General features: G+C 73.4%; 11 protein-coding genes. 8 read left to right on the forward strand and 3 right to left on the reverse strand.

The window, feature by feature from the left end; genetic code table 11:
- Window positions 1-34 precede the first annotated feature (34 nt).
- The 3 genes from NYZ98_RS06040 (at window position 35) to NYZ98_RS06050 (ending at window position 5,758) form a co-directional block, all read left to right on the forward strand.
- The gene (locus NYZ98_RS06040; RefSeq protein ID WP_262841511.1) at window positions 35-958 is read left to right on the forward strand and encodes a DNA-3-methyladenine glycosylase family protein; all 924 of its coding nucleotides are present in this window, start codon (window positions 35-37) and stop codon (window positions 956-958) included.
- Window positions 959-1,267: 309 nt separating this feature from the next.
- Window positions 1,268-3,835 (forward strand): bifunctional FO biosynthesis protein CofGH, encoded by a 2,568-nt coding sequence (locus tag NYZ98_RS06045; protein WP_262841513.1) that lies wholly within the window; start codon window positions 1,268-1,270, stop codon window positions 3,833-3,835.
- Between the two features lie 153 nt (window positions 3,836-3,988).
- Complete coding sequence (locus tag NYZ98_RS06050; RefSeq protein ID WP_262841514.1) at window positions 3,989-5,758, forward strand: substrate-binding and VWA domain-containing protein; 1,770 nt, start codon at window positions 3,989-3,991, stop codon at window positions 5,756-5,758.
- Window positions 5,759-5,816: 58 nt separating this feature from the next.
- On the opposite strand, the gene NYZ98_RS06055 is transcribed toward NYZ98_RS06050, so the two are convergent.
- Both NYZ98_RS06055 and cofD read right to left on the reverse strand, forming a co-directional pair.
- Complete coding sequence (locus NYZ98_RS06055) at window positions 5,817-7,055, reverse strand: coenzyme F420-0:L-glutamate ligase (protein ID WP_262841557.1); 1,239 nt, start codon at window positions 7,053-7,055, stop codon at window positions 5,817-5,819.
- Between the two features lie 47 nt (window positions 7,056-7,102).
- On the reverse strand, window positions 7,103-8,029 hold the full coding sequence (cofD, locus tag NYZ98_RS06060) for a 2-phospho-L-lactate transferase (protein WP_262841515.1): 927 nt from the start codon (window positions 8,027-8,029) through the stop codon (window positions 7,103-7,105).
- A 262-nt stretch (window positions 8,030-8,291) separates the two neighbouring features.
- On the opposite strand from cofD, the gene NYZ98_RS06065 reads away from it, so the two are divergent.
- The 4 genes from NYZ98_RS06065 (at window position 8,292) to NYZ98_RS06080 (ending at window position 15,858) form a co-directional block, all read left to right on the forward strand.
- Window positions 8,292-10,502 carry a hypothetical protein gene (locus NYZ98_RS06065; protein WP_262841517.1) on the forward strand — a complete coding sequence of 737 codons (2,211 nt, stop codon included), beginning with the start codon at window positions 8,292-8,294 and terminating at the stop codon, window positions 10,500-10,502.
- Window positions 10,503-10,783: 281 nt separating this feature from the next.
- The gene (locus NYZ98_RS06070; protein ID WP_114031515.1) at window positions 10,784-11,026 is read left to right on the forward strand and encodes a WhiB family transcriptional regulator; all 243 of its coding nucleotides are present in this window, start codon (window positions 10,784-10,786) and stop codon (window positions 11,024-11,026) included.
- A gap of 270 nt (window positions 11,027-11,296) precedes the next feature.
- Complete coding sequence (locus tag NYZ98_RS06075; protein ID WP_262841519.1) at window positions 11,297-14,380, forward strand: glycosyltransferase family 2 protein; 3,084 nt, start codon at window positions 11,297-11,299, stop codon at window positions 14,378-14,380.
- On the forward strand, window positions 14,377-15,858 hold the full coding sequence (locus NYZ98_RS06080; protein ID WP_262841521.1) for a DUF5719 family protein: 1,482 nt from the start codon (window positions 14,377-14,379) through the stop codon (window positions 15,856-15,858). Before NYZ98_RS06075 ends, NYZ98_RS06080 begins: the two co-directional genes overlap by 4 nt.
- 60 nt (window positions 15,859-15,918) lie before the next feature.
- Here the strand turns inward: NYZ98_RS06080 and NYZ98_RS06085 are convergent, their stop codons facing one another.
- Window positions 15,919-16,383, reverse strand: a complete 465-nt coding sequence (locus tag NYZ98_RS06085) for a metallopeptidase family protein (protein ID WP_262841523.1) — start codon at window positions 16,381-16,383, stop codon at window positions 15,919-15,921.
- A 228-nt stretch (window positions 16,384-16,611) separates the two neighbouring features.
- On the opposite strand from NYZ98_RS06085, the gene NYZ98_RS06090 reads away from it, so the two are divergent.
- Window positions 16,612-16,977: a DUF3499 domain-containing protein gene (locus NYZ98_RS06090; protein WP_262841524.1), complete on the forward strand. Its 366-nt coding sequence runs from the start codon at window positions 16,612-16,614 to the stop codon at window positions 16,975-16,977.
- Window positions 16,978-16,997 lie beyond the last annotated feature (20 nt).

Here is a 16,997-nt window from a genome sequence, read left to right on the forward strand (position 1 = left end):
GTGGCGGGGCGCGGGGCGCGCCTAGGCTGAGGGGGTGCGAGAACGCAGGTGGCGGCCGGAGGGTCCGCTCGACGTGGCGCGGACGATGGCTCCGCATCGCCGGGGCGGCGGCGATCCCGCGTGGCGGTCCGCGCCGGACGGGGCCGTGTGGCGCACGTGCCGTACTCCCGAGGGGCCGGGCACGATCCGGGTGACGGTCCAGGCGCGCGAGGCCGTCGTGGTCGCGCAGGCGTGGGGTCCCGGGGCCGGGTGGATGCTGGAGACGCTGCCGGAGCTCCTCGGGTCCGCCGACCTGGTCGCCGACTTCGAGGCGCTGGTCGGCCGCCTGGGGCCGGGCGTCCACGAGCTGGTGCGGGAGCTGGCCTCGCGGTTCGGCGGGCTGCGCGTGGGCCGCACGGGTCGGGTGTTCGAGGCGCTGGTGCCCGCGGTGCTGGAGCAGAAGGTCGTCGGCCGGGAGGCGTGGCGGGCGTGGCGGTGGCTCCTGGGCAGGTACGGCGAGCCCGCGCCTGGCCCGGCGCCCGAGGCCATGCGGGTCTTCCCCGAGCCGGAGGTGTGGCGGCGGATCCCCTCGTGGGACTGGCACCGCGCGGGGGCGGAGGCCGTGCGCGCGAGGACGATCATCAACGCGTCCCTGCACGCCGGAAAGCTGGAGGCGGCGGGGTCCGCGGAGGCGGACCGATTGTTACGGGCGCTGCCCGGGATCGGCGTGTGGACGTCGGCGGAGACCCGGCAGCGGGCCCACGGCGACCCGGACGCCGTCTCGGTCGGTGACTACCACCTGCCCTCGCTGGTCGGGTGGTCGCTCACCGGCGGTAAGACCGACGACGCCGGGATGCTGGAGCTGCTGGCTCCCTACCGTGGGCACCGGCACCGGATCACCCGCCTGCTCGAACTCGGCGGCCGGAGACCACCGGCACGCGGACCGAGGATGGCCGTTCGCGACTATCGCTCGTTCTGAGCGAGGTGTGCCGGAGGGCGTGCCGTTCGCCGCGCGCCTGCGGGGTGCTGGGCCTCCAGTCGCGGCCGTCGCGGGAGTCGGCGCCGAAGATCGGTGCGAGCAGGGCCACGGCGACGATGAAGGCGATGATCAACCAGGACATCTCGGTTCTCCTTGGGCTGAGCTGGGGTGACCTCCTAAGTATGTTCCTGTGCATATGTTTACGTCTATCGAGAATCAGTGACTCTTACCCTTAAGTAGCGCTAAAGCTGGTGGGACTCGGCCCCCCGCCCGCCCGTCCGGCCGAGACCGTTCCGTACTGTGCGTTCCATGAACGTGAACCCCACAGACGCCGCGATGCGGCGAGCGCTGGCCCGCGCCAGGGACGGCAAGGCGCTCGACGTGACCGAGGCCACGGTTCTGTTGCATGCCCGAGGCGCCGATCTGGACCGTCTCCTCGAATACGCCGGCCGGGTCAGGGACGCCGGGCTGGCGTCGGTCGGACGCCAGGGGATCGTGACCTACAGCCGCAAGGTCTTCATCCCCCTCACCCGGCTCTGCCGCGACCGCTGCGGCTACTGCACGTTCGCCACCGCGCCGGGCAGGCTCCCCGCCGCGTTCCTCGGCCCGGACGAGGTGCTGGAGATCGCCCGCCAGGGCGCCGCCCTCGGGTGCAAGGAGGCGCTGTTCACCCTCGGCGACCGCCCCGAGGACCGCTGGCACCAGGCGCGGGAGTGGCTGGACGCCCACGGGTACGACGACACGCTCTCCTACGTGCGGGCCATGTCGATCCGCGTGCTGGAGGAGACCGGGCTGCTGCCGCACCTCAACCCGGGCGTCATGACCTGGCAGGACCTGCAGCGGCTCAAGCCGGTCGCCCCCTCGATGGGCATGATGCTGGAGACGACCTCCCGCCGCCTGTTCGAGGAGAAGGGCGAGGCCCACTACGGCTCGCCCGACAAGGACCCGGCCGTGCGGCTGCGCGTCCTCGAGGACGCCGGACGCTCCAACGTGCCGTTCACCACCGGCATCCTGATCGGCATCGGCGAGACCGTCGCCGACCGCGCCGAATCGATCTTCGCCATCCGCAGGGTCGCCCGCGAGTACGGCGGCGTGCAGGAAGTCATCGTGCAGAACTTCCGCGCCAAGCCGGACACCGCCATGCGCGGCATGCCCGACGCCGACCTGCGCGAGCTGGCCGCCACGATCGCCGTCACCCGGCTCGTGCTCGGCACCAAGACCCGCGTCCAGGCCCCGCCGAACCTCATCGGCGGCGAGTTCGACCTGATGATCAGGGCCGGGATCGACGACTGGGGCGGCGTCTCGCCGCTGACCCCCGACCACGTCAACCCCGAGCGTCCCTGGCCGCAGATCGACGACCTGGCGGCCCGCACCGCCGCCGCCGGGTTCACGCTCAAGGAACGGCTCACGATCTACCCGGAGTACGTGCTCGCGGGGGAGCCCTGGCTCGACCCCCGCCTGCGCGCCCACGTGGCGTCTCTGGCCGACCCGGAGACCGGCCTGGCCCTGGACACCGTCCCGGTGGGCCGGCCGTGGCAGGAGCCCGATGGCGGCTTCGCCCCCGGCGGCCGTACGGACCTGCACGTCGAGGTGGACTCCACCGGGCGCTCGCAGGACCGGCGCGACGACTTCGAGCACGTCTACGGCGACTGGGACGCCCTGCGCGACCGGGTCCCCGCGGGGGCGGCGCCGGGGCCCGCGATCAGCGGCGACATGCGGGAGGCGCTCCGGCGGGCCACCGCCGACCCGGCGGGGCTCACCGACGCCCAGGCGCTCACCCTGCTGAGCGCCGACGGCGCCGACCTGGAAGAGCTCTGCGGCCTGGCCGACGACCTGCGCCGCCAGGTCAGGGGCGACGAGGTGACCTACGTCGTCAACCGCAACATCAACTTCACCAACGTCTGCTACACCGGCTGCCGCTTCTGCGCGTTCGCCCAGCGCCGCACCGACGCCGACGCGTACACCCTGTCGCTGGACCAGGTCGCCGACCGGGCGGCCGAGGCGTGGGAGGCCGGGGCGACCGAGGTGTGCATGCAGGGCGGCATCCACCCCGACCTGCCCGGTACGGCCTACTTCGACATCGCCAAGGCGGTGAAGGCGAAGTGCCCGGACATGCACGTCCACGCCTTCTCCCCCATGGAGGTCATCAACGGCGCCAGCCGGACGAACATGTCGATCCACGACTGGCTCGTGGCCGCCAAGGAGTCCGGCGTCGACTCGCTGCCGGGCACGGCGGCGGAGATCCTCGACGACGACGTGCGCTGGGTGCTGACCAAGGGCAAGCTCCCCACCCGGGAGTGGGTCGAGGTGGTCACCACCGCCCACCGCGCGGGCATCCCGACGACGTCCACGATGATGTACGGCCACGTGGACACCCCCGCGCACTGGGTGGCGCACATCCGGCTGATCCGGCGGATCCAGGAGGAGACCGGCGGCTTCTCGGAGTTCGTGCTGCTGCCGTTCGTCCACCACAGCGCGCCGATCTACCTGGCGGGCATCGCCCGGCCGGGCCCGACGGCCCGGGAGAACCGCGCCGTGCACGCCCTGGCGCGGATCATGCTGCACGGCGCGATCGACAACATCCAGTGCTCGTGGGTGAAGCTCCAGGACGAGCTGTGCCGTGCCGTGCTGACCGGCGGCGTGAACGACCTGGGCGGCACGCTGATGGAGGAGACGATCAGCAGGATGGCCGGGTCGGAGAACGGCTCGTACAAGACGATCACCGAGATCGCCGCGATGGTGGAGCCGACGGGCCGCCCGCTGCGCCAGCGCACCACCGGGTACGGCACCCCGCCGGCGGAGCGGCTGGCGGCCGCGGCGGCCAGCGACGGCGTCTGCCGGAGCGTGCGCAGGACCATCCCGCTGCTGGTCGACTAGGAACGCCGTCCCGCACCGGAGTCAAGGAGTTGTCAGCCCGGTTATAACAAGTTCTACATTTCCACCTTGGGGATACTTGCGCTGTCTACCGTGTCCATTGGGAGAATTATCCGATTCATTCTCTGGAACGTGCGACACCGAAAGGGCGAACCCGTGGCGTCTGCTCGACCCGGCCGGCACCGCGCGGAGCCGGTCGCCGAGCCCCCGCGCCGGACGGGCCGGCGCCGGGGAGCCGCGGCGGCGGTCATCGCCGTCGTCCTGGTCGCCGCCGTGCTGGTGGTCGCCGTACGGAGCGGCGGCGGATGCTCGTCCCGGGACCCGGTGCTGGTCGGCGTGGACGCCGCCGTGGACATCGCGCCGGTCGCCATGGAGGCCGCGGAACGGTTCAACGCCACCAAGGCCGCCGTGGACGGGCGCTGCGTGCTCGTCCAGGTCACCGAGCAGTCGCCCGCCCCGGTCCTGCGCACCCTGATCGGTGACCGGGCCGGGGTGCTGGCCGGGCGCCCCGACGCCTGGATCGCCGACTCCTCGGCGTGGATACGCCTGGCGCGCAAACAGGGCGCCCCCAGCCTCGCCTCCGAGGAGACCGTCGTGGCCACCTCGCCCCTGGTGTTCGCCACCAGGCGCTCCCTGGCCCAGCGGTTCGCCACCAAGAAGACCGAGATGAGCTGGGAGATGGTCTTCCCGGCCACCGCGCGCGGCCGGCTCCAGCCGACGAAGGACGAGCCGGACGTCGTCAGGATCCCCGACCCGTCGGTGGCCGGCGCCGGGATCGCCACGGTCGCCGCCGCCAGGGACATCGCCGGCACCGGCGCCAAGGGCGACAAGGAACTGACCGCCTTCGTCAGGATGGCCCAGGCGGGCTCGGCCCCCGACTACCGCTCGATGCTGGCCGCCGTGGACGACCACTCCTTCTGGCAGCGGCCGGTCGTCGTGGTGCCCGAGCAGTCGGTGTGGCTGCACGACCGCACCCCGTCCCCCGACCCCGTCACGGCGCTCACCCCCAAAGAGGGCACGATCGTCCTGGACTACCCGTACGTGGTCACGGCCGCCGACCCCGCCGACGCGGCCGGCGCGCGGCTCTTCGGCGGCTGGCTGACCACCCCCGAGGTGCGGGCCGCGGTGCGCCGGGGCGGGTTCCGGCTCCCCGACGGCAGGCAGGCGCCGGACGGCGGCGGGCCGGAGATCCCCCCGGGACAGCCGAGGCCGCGCCCGTCCATCACCCCCGGGGTGATCGACGAGGCCCTGGACGCCTGGAGCCGACTCGCGCCGCCGAGCAACATCCTGGTGCTGGCCGACGCCTCCAAGCACATGGGCGAGCCCCTCGACGGCCAGAAGGGCCAGACTCCGCTGTCGGAGGCGCTCAAGGCCACCCACCTGGGACTTCAGCTCTTCCCTCCCTCGACCCGCATGGGCCTGTGGGAGTTCGCGAAGGGCCTGGCCGGCGGCAAGGGGCACCGCCCGCTCGTCGGGCTCGGCCCGATCACGCAGCCGGACGGCGAGGACGACCAGTTCACCCGGCAGACCCGCCTGGACGGGTACACCCAGACGCTCAAGGCCTACAAGGGCAGGGACAGCTCGCTCTACGACTCGATCCTCGCCGGGTTCCACGAGGTCACCGAGCACTACGACCCCTCGATGAACAACTCCCTGCTGATCATCACGGCGGGCAGGGACGACAAGGCGGGGATCTCCCGGCAGGACCTGGTGCGCAGGCTGCGCGACGAATGGGACCCCGACCACCCCGTGCAGATCATCGTGCTCACCTTCGGCGATGACGTGGACCGTGCCGCCCTGAACGAGATCACCTCGATCACCAACGGATCCCTGAACGTGGCCTCGGACCCCGGCGAGATCATCGACGTCTTCCTCAGCGCGCTGGCCCGCCGGCTGTGCCACCCCACCTGCGCGAAGGCCGGCTGACGGGCGGCGCCGGGGGCGCTGCCGGGGGATCGGCCCAGCGGACGGCCCAGTGGACGGCTCAGCGGACGGTGAGGTACTCGGCGGCCTCGCGCGGAGGGCGCGGGCGCGCCGGGGCGGCGGGGTGGCCGACGGCCACCGCGCCCATCGGGTCCCACGACTCCGGCAGGTCGAGCACCTCGCGCACCACGTCCCTGCAGAACATCGTCGAGGACACCCACGCCGAGCCCAGGCCCTCGACGGCGAGGTGGACCAGCAGGTTCTGCACCCCGGCGCCCATGGCGACGACGAACATCTCCCGCTCGGCGGCGTTGCGCCGGTCGTCGGGGTAGGTGTGCGACCCGTCCATGACCAGGCAGGGGACCACCAGGTAGGGCGCGCGGCGCAGGACGTCCCCGCGCCTGACCCGGCGGGCCACCGACTCCTCGGTGAAGCCCGTCGCGCGCAGGTCGGCGACCCAGGCCGCGAGCATGGCGTCCAGCAGCTTCTCGCGCGCCGAGGCCGACTCCAGCAGCACGAAGCGCCACGGGGTCGTGTGGTGGGGGGCCGGCGCGCTGATCGCGGCGGCCACCGCCCGCCGGACGGCGGCCGGGTCGACCGGATCGGCGGAGAAGTCCCTGATCGTCCGGCGGGCGAACAGCACGTCGGCGGACCCGTACCGGAACATGTCCTCGTCGGCGGGCCGGACCAGCGGCCTGACCCCGGGGCCGTCCTCGGCGGTGACCAGATGGGACAGGCCGCGGACGATCGCCACCGGAACCCCGTCGAGCTTGCCCTTGACCAGCTCGCCCGCCGCGGCGATCTCGTCCGCCAGCGCGGTGACGGTCGCGACCAGCGGGTTCCCGTACGCGTCCGACCGGCCGCGGAAGTCGTCCAGCACGCGGACGCCCGCCGCGCCGATGGCCACGTCGGTCAGGCCGTGGCGCCACGGGCGGCCGAAGGTGTCGGAGACGATCACTCCGACGTTCGCCGCCAGGCCGGACCGGATGCGGCGGGCCGAGGCGTCCGGGTCCTCAGGCAGCAGCAGGATGGTGCCCTGATCGGTGTTGGAGGCGTCCACCCCGGCGGCGGCCATCACGAAGCCGTGCCGGGTCTCGGCGATCACCGTCTCGCCGCGCCTGGCCACGACGCGCACGGTCTCCTCGGCGATGGCCTCAGCGCGGCCGGTGCCCTGGCGCACACGGCCCTCCGCCTTGCTGACGATCTTGGAGGTGACCACGAGGACGTCGCCGTCCGCCAGACCGGGCGCGGCCCGGGTGATCAGCGCGGCGAGGTCGTCCCCCGGCCGCACCTCGGGCATCCCGGGCACCCCGAGGACGCTGACGCTCTGACCTGGCGCGACGGGAGTCACCTGGCCAGCTCCAGGGCGGCGCGGGCGATGGCTGCGGTGGCCGCGAGGTCGGTCATGAGCAGCGGCCCGGCCTGCACGCGGACCCCGTCGAGCGCGACGCCCCGGTCCTCCTCGGCGACCAGCCAGCCGTCGAGCAGGTCCGCGCCGTACAGCTCAAGGACCGCCTGCGCGCTGGTCTCCACGCCGATCGCCGTCAGGCAGGCGTCGGCCATGCCGCGCACGGGCGCGCCGCCGATGATCGGCGAGACGCCGACCACGATCTTGTCCAGCAACGCCTCGCGGATGCCGGGGATCTGGAGGATCGTCCCGATGCTGACCACCGGGTTGGACGGCGGGAGCAGCACAACGTCCGCCTCGCCGATCGCCTCCACGACGCCGGGAGCGGGCTTGGCGTCGTCCGCCCCGACCAGGATGATCTGCTCGGCCGGCACCGAGGCGCGCAGCCGCACCCACCACTCCTGGAAGTGGATCGCGCGCCTGCCGTCGGCGTCGTCGATGACGACGTGGGTCTCGGCGCGGTCGTCGGTCATGGGGATGAGCCGTACCCCCGGCCGCCAGCGCGCGCACAGGGCTTCGGTGACCGCCGACAGCGGGTAGCCGGCGCCGAGCATCTGGGTGCGCACGATGTGGGTGGCGATGTCCTTGTCGCCGAGGCCGAACCACTGCGGCTCCACGCCGTACTCGGCCAGCTCGGCCTTGACGGCGTGCGTCTCGCCCGCGCGGCCCCAGCCCTGCTCCTCGTCGATCCCGCCGCCGAGGGTGTACATGACGGTGTCGAGGTCGGGGCAGACCCGCAGCCCGAACAGGGTGATGTCGTCGCCGGTGTTGCCGATGACGGTGATCTCGGCGTCGGGCGCGGCGGCTCGGAGTCCGCGGAGGAAACGGGCGCCGCCGATTCCACCGGCGAGGGACACGATGCGCATGATGTCAAGTCTTCCATTGCCCCGTTCTTTGCCGTACCACGCCCCGGGCGATCCGCGAAGTGATCTGTGAAACGGCTGCTCACCGCCTTGGTCAAAGGGTTGGATGTCACGGGAAAGTCGCTTGTGTGATCAGTGAGGTTCTTGGGTCCAGCGCCCCTCAAGTGGGCGGATGTGCGAAACTGCGGGTGCCGTATGGACCCATTGGGGGGTAGTTGTGGTCAAAATTGAGCCCGCACGGCTCCGCGAGCCTGCGGCGTGGATCATGCTTGCGGTGGTGTGCGCGGAGGCCCTGGTCGCGATCGAGACACTGTTCCTGGGCGGCTGGGGGACGTTCGCCGAGCGCGCGTCGTCGTCCTTCTCCGTGCTGACCTTTCCGGTCTATCCGGCGCTCGCCGTGGGCGCGGTCGTCCTGGTCACCAGGTTCGGGCCGCCGGTCCCGCGTGCGCGGCTGGTCAACCTCGTCGCGGCCGGTGTGCTCGCGGCGGCGGCGTTCTTCGGACTTGTCACCTTCGTCGTGGGCCTGTTCAGCGGCACCACCCTGGTGCACACGATCGAGAACGTCCTGACCGGCCTCCCCACCCTCGGCCTCACCGCCCTCGCCCTCGCGTACGCGGTCTCGGTCCTGCCGCCCGCCCCGCCGTCGGCCGTACGGCCCCGGCAGGAGGGCGGGTTCGGCATGCTCCCCGGCGAGGGCCGGCCGATGACCGGCGGCCCCGGGTACGCGCCCCAGCAGGGGTACGCCGAGCCGCCCGCGCTGCCCCCGGCCTCCTACGTGCCCCCGCAGCCGTACGTCCCCGCCGACCAGCGGCCGGAGACCTACGTCCAGCAGCCGGCGGGCGCCGACATGTACGCCCAGCAGGCGGCCCCGGTCACCACCCCCCACACGCGGCAGAACGCGGTCGCCGACCCTTACGCGCAGCGGCCCGGCGCCGAGCCGTATGGGCAGCAGGCGGGACCGGCCGCCGACCCTTACGGCCAGGCCCCCGGGCCGGGCGCCGATCCTTACGGCCAGGCCCCCGGGCAGCAGGGCTTCGGCCGTCCCGGTGAGCCGCAGCCGTACGCCCCGGCGGGCGAGGCTCCCGGCGACGGCTACGCGCCCCAGCACTCCCAGCCGCTCGACGCCTACGCGTCGGCGCTGCGGTCCGAGCCGTACGGGAACCAGACAGGCCAGCAGCTTGCTCAGGGCCAGCAAGGTCAGCAGGGCACGCAGGGCCAGCAGGGTCAGCAGGTTTCCCTAGGCCAGCAGGTTTCCCCAGGTCAGCAGGCCCCCCAGGGTCAGCCGGGGCGCCAGCCCTCCTCGCCGTTCGCCCCGGCCGGCGCGGCGCCCGGCGCCTTCGTCGCGGCCGACGCCTTCACGACCGGCGCCCGCCAGGCCGTGCCCGCGCCGGACCCGCTCACCGCGCCGACCGCGTTCGACCAGTCCCCGTCCTACGGCCGCCCCGGCGGCGCGTACGGCCAGACCGGTCCCCAGCCGAGCCCTCTGGACCAGCCGTCGTCCTCGTCCTACGGTCAGCCGGGCCCCCTGGACCAGCCGTCGGCCACCTACGGCCAGACCGGCCCGCAGCAGAGCCCGCTCGACCTGCCGTCCTCCTCTTCCTACGGTCAGACCGGACCGCAGCCGAGTCCGCTCGACCTACCGTCCGCCACGTACGGCCAGACCGGTCCCCAGCAGAGCCCGCTCGACCAGCCGTCCTCGTACGGGCAGACGGCGCCGCAGTCCAGCCCGCTGGACCAGCCGGCTTACGGCGGCTACCCGCCGGCCGAGCCGTCCCCGCTGTACGCCGAGGCGGCCGACGCGCGGCAGCAGCAGATCGCGCACGCCTACCAGCAGGCCCAGAGCTACCAGCAGGCGCAGGGCACGGGCTCCGAGCAGCCCGGTGGCGGCACGGGGCCGAAGGAGTACACCGGCACGCAGCCGGTGCGCACCCCCGACTACGTCCCCGCCTACAGCGGTGGCCCCTTCGGCCACCCCCAGTCGCCGCAGGACTCGGCCGGCTACCCGCGCGCGACCGGCGAGGCCCCCGCCTACCGGCCGGCCCAGGACCAGCCGTATCCGCAGGACGCGGCGTACCCGCAGCCCAGGGACCCGTCGTACCCGCAGGACGCGGCGTACCCGCCGGCCAAGGACCACAAGGACCAGCCGTACCCGCAGGACCAGCCGTACTCCCAGGCCAAGGACCAGCCGTACCCGCAGGACGCGGCGTACCCGCCGGTCCAGGAGTCGTACAAGGCGCCCTCCTGGGAGGAGCCGGCCACCGAGAAGACGGTCCGCTTCGATCCGAAGGCGTACCAGAACGACCCGCTGAACGCTCCGATGCCCCCGCAGCCGGGGCGGCGGGACGAGGCGATCGACCCGACCGCGATCTATGCCCCCGACCGGGCCTCCCAGGCAAGGCCTGAGGAAAGCCCTGGTAGAGATCAGGCAGGCTCAGGTGTGGACCAGGGCGAACGCTGGTACGGTTCCGACCGCTGAGGGCATTGAAGATCGAGTATTACAGGAAGCCGCCGGATCCTCCGTAGGACGGCGTCAGCCGACGACGGCCGTATATTCCGCCGAGGCCGTCATACCGGGGTGAGCTGGTCTTTCTCCGGATACTGTCATGCTGCTTGACGCCACACGCGGCACACGCGTGTAATTACAACTGTGTTGTTACGCCTTTCACATGATGGGTATTGAGGAAGGTGTTCAAATGGGGGGCTCCGTTGCGGGGCGGGCGGGCGATCGGCAGGAGGTGTGCATTGACCGATCTGGTCATGGCACAGGTGCTCGGCGCGGAAGAGCTGGGATGGCAGGAGCGCGCGTTGTGCGCGCAGACGGATCCGGAGGCGTTTTTTCCGGAGAAGGGCGGTTCCACCCGGGAAGCCAAGAAGGTTTGCCGGTCCTGCGAGGTGCGGGCCGAGTGCTTGGAGTACGCGCTGCAGCATGATGAGAGATTCGGGATCTGGGGAGGCCTGTCCGAGCGGGAACGCCGCCGGATCAAGCGAGAGGCCGGCTGAGGGGATCCTGTCGACCGCCGGAGTGCGGCGGTCGGGATACTGATCGACCGACACTGACGCGAGTCCACGTGGAGATTCGACACTGAGCGATCACGGTCACGGCCGGGGCTGAGGGGCAATGGGGGGCCGCGCAGCCACGGGCCGGGCGAGGGGACGTGATCGCCGGTCAGCGATTCGGAGACCGGATTGGGAGAGTGGCAGACCCGGCGCGCTCGGGGTGCCGTATCGTGATCGGCGCAAGCCACACGAGCCCCCAAGGACACCACCTCCGTGCACCCGTCGCGCCAGTCCGTCACCGCGATCGTCGTCGCCCATGATGGCGCGCGCTGGCTGCGGGAGACGCTGGAAGGCGTCCTGCGGCAGACGCGTCCCCTCGACCGGGTGGTCGGGGTCGACAACGGCAGCCGCGACGGCGGCGGGAAGCTGCTCACCGAGGCGTTCGGCGCCAACAGCGTCCTGACCCAGCCCCGCTCGGCCGGTTTCGGCGAGTCGGTGGCGGCGGTGCTCGAACGACTGCCGCGCACCGGCGGCGAAGAGTGGATCTGGCTGCTGCACGACGACTGCGCGCCTCACCCGCAGGCGCTCGAAGCGCTGCTGTGGGCCGCGTCCGAGGACGAGAAGGTGGCGATCCTCGGCCCCAAGCTCCGCGACTGGCTCGACCGCCGCGTCCTGCTCGAAGCGGGCGTCACGGTCGACAGGTCCGGCCGCCGCGACACCGGCCTCGAGCCCAGGGAGTTCGACCAGGGCCAGCACGACGGCATACGCAAGGTCCTCTCGGTGTCCACCGCCGGCATGCTGATCCGCCGCGACGTGTGGGACGAGCTGGGCGGCCTGGACGCCGGGCTGCCGCTCTTCCGCGACGACCTCGACCTGTGCTGGCGGGCCACCGCCGCCGGGTACCACGTGCTGAACGTGACCGCCGCCGTGGCCTGGCACGCCGAGGCCGCGGCCCGCAGGCGGCGCCGCATGACCGCGAGCACCGACCACCCCCGCAGGCTCGACCGCCGCAACGCCATGCTGGTGGTGATGGCGAACCTGCCGTTCGGCCCGATGCTGTGGTCGCTGGTGCGCAACACCTTCGGCTCGCTGCTGCGCACCCTGCTGCTGCTCCTGGCCAAACAACCGGCCAACGCCCTGGACGAGGTCGTCGCGCTCGTCTCGGTGCTCGGGTCCCCGCGCCGGCTCATGCGGGCCAGGAAGGCGCGCGGGAAGGGCAGGAAACAGGGCTATCCCGTGGTGAAGAAGCTCTTCACGCCCTCGGGGATGGCCTACCGCCGCCTGGCCGACATGATCCAGAGCTACCTGTCCGGCGCCGGGCCGATCGACTCCGCCGGACGCCACCACGCCGTGATCGCCGAGCCCGGAGGCGACGACGACGGCGACGAGCTGCTCACCGACGCCGGCCTGATGCAGCGGATCTTCAGCAACCCCGGCGTCCTGCTGTTCCTGACGCTGCTGGCCGTGACGGTGGCCGCCGAGCGGTCGCTGCTGTACGGCGGGCTGCTCGGGGGCGGCGGCCTGGTCCCCGTGGTCGGCGGCGCCTCGGACCTGTGGTCCTTCTACACCTCCGGCTACCACCCGAGCGGCCTCGGCACCGACGCCTGGGCGCCGCCGTACGTCGCGGTCGTCGCGGCGCTGTCGACGGTCCTGCTCGGCAAGACCTGGCTCGCCGTCACGGTCCTGCTGCTCGGCTGCGTGCCGCTCGCCGGCCTGTCGGCGTACTTCGCGACCCGCACGATGATCTCCTACCCGCTGGCCAGGGTCTGGCTGGCCGCCTCCTACGCCCTGCTCCCGGTCGCCATGGGCATCGTCTCGGGCGGGCGGCTCGGCACGGCGGTGGTGTTCGTCCTGCTCCCGGCCTACGCCGCGCTCGCCTCCAAGGTCATCATGGGCGAGCGCCGTGGCGCGCGCCGCGCGGCCTGGGGCCTCGGCCTGCTGCTCGCGGTCGGCACGGCGTTCGCGCCGCTGGTCTACGTGCTCGTCGCGGTCCTGGCCGGCCTGGCGGCGGTGTCGTTCGGCGGGGTGCGGCGCGGGGTCGGCGTCTCGCTCGGCATCGCGATGGCCGTGCCGCTCGCGCTGCTGTTCCCCTGGCTGGGGCAGATCGCCGCCGACCCCGGGCGGATCCTGCTGGAGGCCGGGCTGCACCGGCCGGGGCTGGCCGACCCGCGCCTTCCCGCCGAGGCGCTGCTGCTGCTCGGCCCCGGCGGCCCCGGCGTGCCCCCGATATGGGTGACCGGGGGGCTGATCGCCGCCGCGCTGGCCGCGCTGCTGTTCCGCCGGCACAAGATGGTGGTCATCGTCGGCTGGGGCGTGACCGTGTTCGGCGTCCTGGTCGCGATCGTGGCCGCCCGCGTCTCGGTGGCGGGCGCCCCCGCCTGGCCGGGGGTGCCGCTGGCCTTCGCCGCGACGGGGCTGATCGTGGCCGCCGCCCTGACCGGCCACCGCATCGTCGAGCTCCACCGCGCGGGCGGGCTGCGCAGGGCCGCCGCCGCGCTGATGGTCCTGGTGGCCTGCACCACGCCCGTGCTGGTGGCCGGCCTGTGGATCAGGGACGGCGCGCGCGGGCCACTCCAGCGCGGGGTGCCGAGCGTGATCAGCGACTTCGCCGCCGCGAGCTCCACCAAGGGCGAGGGCACGGTCGTGCTCCGCTCGGAGGCCGGCGGGGGACTCGGCTTCACCGTCCTGCGCGGGCGCACCCCTCTGCTCGGCGAGACCGACCTGCCGGTCTCCGCCCCGATGCGCGAACGCCTGTCGGGCCTCGTGGCCGGCATCGTCTCCGGGCGCGGCGGCGACGACGCGCTCACCCTCGCGACCTACGGCGTCCGCTTCGTCGCCGTGCCCGCGCCGATCGACCCCAAGGTGCTGCGCTCCCTCGACTCCGATCCGGCGCTCGTCCGGGTGAACCTGTCGGCGACCGCCGGGCTGTGGCGGATGGCCCAGCCCCTGGGCCGTGCCTACCTGACCGGCGGGGGCGGGCCGCCCACCCCGGTGCCGTACACCGTGACGCGGGACGGCGGCCTGACCGCGACCGTTCCCGCCGGCCCGGCCGACCGCACCCTGGTGCTGGCGGAGCCCGCAGGGGCGGGCGGATGGACGGCCAGGTCGGCGGGCGTCTCGCTCACCGGGCGGGCCGTCGACGGGTGGGCGCAGGGCTTCGTGGTGCCCGTCGCGGGCGGCGCCGTCACCGTGACCCACGAGGCGTTCTGGCATGACGTGTGGCTGTGGGCGCAGGTCGCGCTGGTGGCGCTGGTCCTGATCCTGGCCTCGCCCGGGGCGCGGGGCACCGAGGTCGTCGAGGAGTACGTGGAGGCTCCGGTGGAGCAGCGGGAGGCCGAAGGGGTGCTGGTCCGGTGAGGGCGCTGATCGAGAACCGCTTCGCGTTCCTCGCCCTGGTCCTGATCGCGCTGGCGGCCCTGTTCGGCGTGGCGTACGTGACCCGTCCCGGCGTCGTCGCCGTGCCGGCGCTCAAGCCGGCGCGCGTCGCCGTCGAGTCGGTGTCGACCGTCTGCCCCGACCCTGGCGGCGCGCGGGTCAGCACGATCACCCCGACAGGGGGCAAGGGCACGGGACGCGCCACGGTCACCGAGGTCACCGAAGCCGGGAAGACGGCGGCGGGCAAGGGCGGCAAGCCCGTCAAGACCGAGGAGCCGGCCCGGCCCGAGGCGACCCTCGACCGGCCCGGCGTGCTGTGGCAGCGCGAGGTGCCCGCGAAGTCCGGCCCGCTCGAGGTCGCCGGCACCGGCGCCATGGCGGCCGGGCTGGAGGCCACGCAGACGAGCAGGAAGACCGACGGCGCCGCGCGCGGGCTGGCCGGGGTCCGTTGCGCCGAGCCCGGCCCGGGCGCGTGGTTCGTCGGCCCGGGCCCGGCGGCGGCCGACGTCACGCTCTACCTCACCAACGCCGACGCCGCCCAGGCCGTCGTTGAGGTCATGGTCTACTCCGGTGAGGGTCCCGTGGTCGGCGACGCCGGGAGCGGCCTCGTGCTCAAGCCTGGCGAGCACCGCGAGGTGCGTGTGCGCGACCTCGCGCCCTCGCCGCTGGTAATGGCGATGGAGGTGCGCACGATCAGCGGCCGGGTGTCGGCCGCCGCTCGCGTGAACCTCGGCGACGGCAAGGGCACCGACTGGCTGCCGCAGTCCGCTGAACCCGCCACCCGCGTCGTGGTCCCCGGCCTCCCGGGCGGCGGCGGCCTGCGCCAGCTCTACGTCACGGCGCCGGGGGAGGGCGACACCGTCGTCAAGGTGAAGGCGCTGACCGCCGACGGGTTCTACGCCATGAAGAACCGCGAGACGCTGGAGGTGCCCGCGGGCTCCACCTCTTCGCTGGACCTGTCGACCGGCATCGGTGGCCAGGCGTCGGCGCTCGTGCTCACCGCCGACGTGCCGATCGTCGCCGGGGTGATGGTCACCGGCACCGGCGGCAAGCAGGACGTCGCGTTCAGCGCCGGAGCGGTGCCGATCGACATCGGCAGCGTGGTGGCCGACAACCGCGCCGGCAAGAAGATCTCCTCCCGGCTGATCCTTTCCGCGCCGGGCGCCGCGGGGAAGGTGCGCGTCCAGACGCTGCCCGCGCGCGGCGCCGCGCCCCCGCCGGTGGACGTGGCGATCCCCGCCTCCCGCACCAAGGAGGTCAAGACGGCCGCGCCGGGCGGCCGGGGGGACTACAGCGTGGTCGTGCTTCCCCTGCCCGGCTCGGGCCCGGTCTACGGCGGGCGGGTGATGGACGAGCGCGCCACGGGCGGCCTGCTGCTGACCGTCCAGCCGCTGGCCCTGGCCCGCACCTGGGCGCTGGTCCCGCAGACCGTCGAGTCCCCCGAGGTGGTCCTGCCCTGAGGGCCGGACCCGGGACGCCGGTGAACCGTCGTGGAGCCTGCCCGGTGTCCTGAGGGCGGGTCAGTGGCGGTCGTCGTAGCCGGGGTCGACGGTCTCGGGGGACAGGCCCAGCAGGCTGGCGACCTGCTCGACGACCACGTCGTGCACGAGCGCGCCGAGCGAGTCGCGGTCGCGCGCCCGCGCTTCCAGCGGGCGGCGGTAGACCACCACGACCGCCGGGGAGCCGTCGGCGGCGGGCTGGACCCGGCCGAAGGGGATCGGGTCGGAGGACAGCCTGCCCGGCCCGTCGATCAGCTCGTCGGCGGGGGGCACCTCCTCCACGGCGAACTCGACCAAGGAGAGCTGCCCTCCCCATTTGGGCTTGAGCCGGTCGACCGCGTCCAGCACGAAGTCGTCGAAGCGCTCGCTCCGGGAGCGCGCGATGGGCACGTGCGACGGGGCGAGCGGGCCGCGCATGCCGCGACCGTGCCGGTCGCGCCGCCGCGGGCCGTTGGGGCGGGCCTTGCCGCCGGGGGCCGAACTCACGTAGCAAGCCTAGATCGTGCTCCGTGGATCTCGTGCCGCGCGTCCGGCGCGATGCGAGGCCGTGATCGTCGATCACGGCCTGACGGTGGTGCGGACGGTCGGTCAAGGAGTTTCCGTGCCGCACCAAAGGGCCCGTAAAGGGACGGCAACTGTCCGAATTGTGGCGACACGCTCGTTAAGAGCTGCCGGGTGGTGGCAATGTGAACGCGGACCGGATACGGTCCCTCCGTGAGCCCCGTCCGCAGCTGTTCCCGTACCGCCTGCAGGCAGCCTGCCGTCTTCACACTCACGTATGTCTACGCCGACTCGACCGCAGTGCTCGGACCGCTGGCGACATACGTCGAACCACACTGCTATGACCTGTGCGCGGACCACGCGGAGCGGCTGACGGCCCCGCGTGGATGGGAGGTCGTCCGGCTGCCGTCGGAGGCGGGGCAACCGAGCAGCGATGATCTCGAAGCGCTCGCCAACGCGGTGCGCGAGGCGGCCAGGCCCGCCCCCGCCTCGGGCGAGCCCGTCGGCCAGGGCGTGGAGGTCGGCCGGCGCGGTCACCTCAGGGTCCTGCGCTCCGCCCAGCAGAACCTGGAGCGGTGAGCGTCCCGCGACGAGCCCTC

The organism is Sphaerisporangium corydalis (assembly GCF_025506355.1).
GTDB lineage: Bacteria > Actinomycetota > Actinomycetes > Streptosporangiales > Streptosporangiaceae > Sphaerisporangium > Sphaerisporangium corydalis.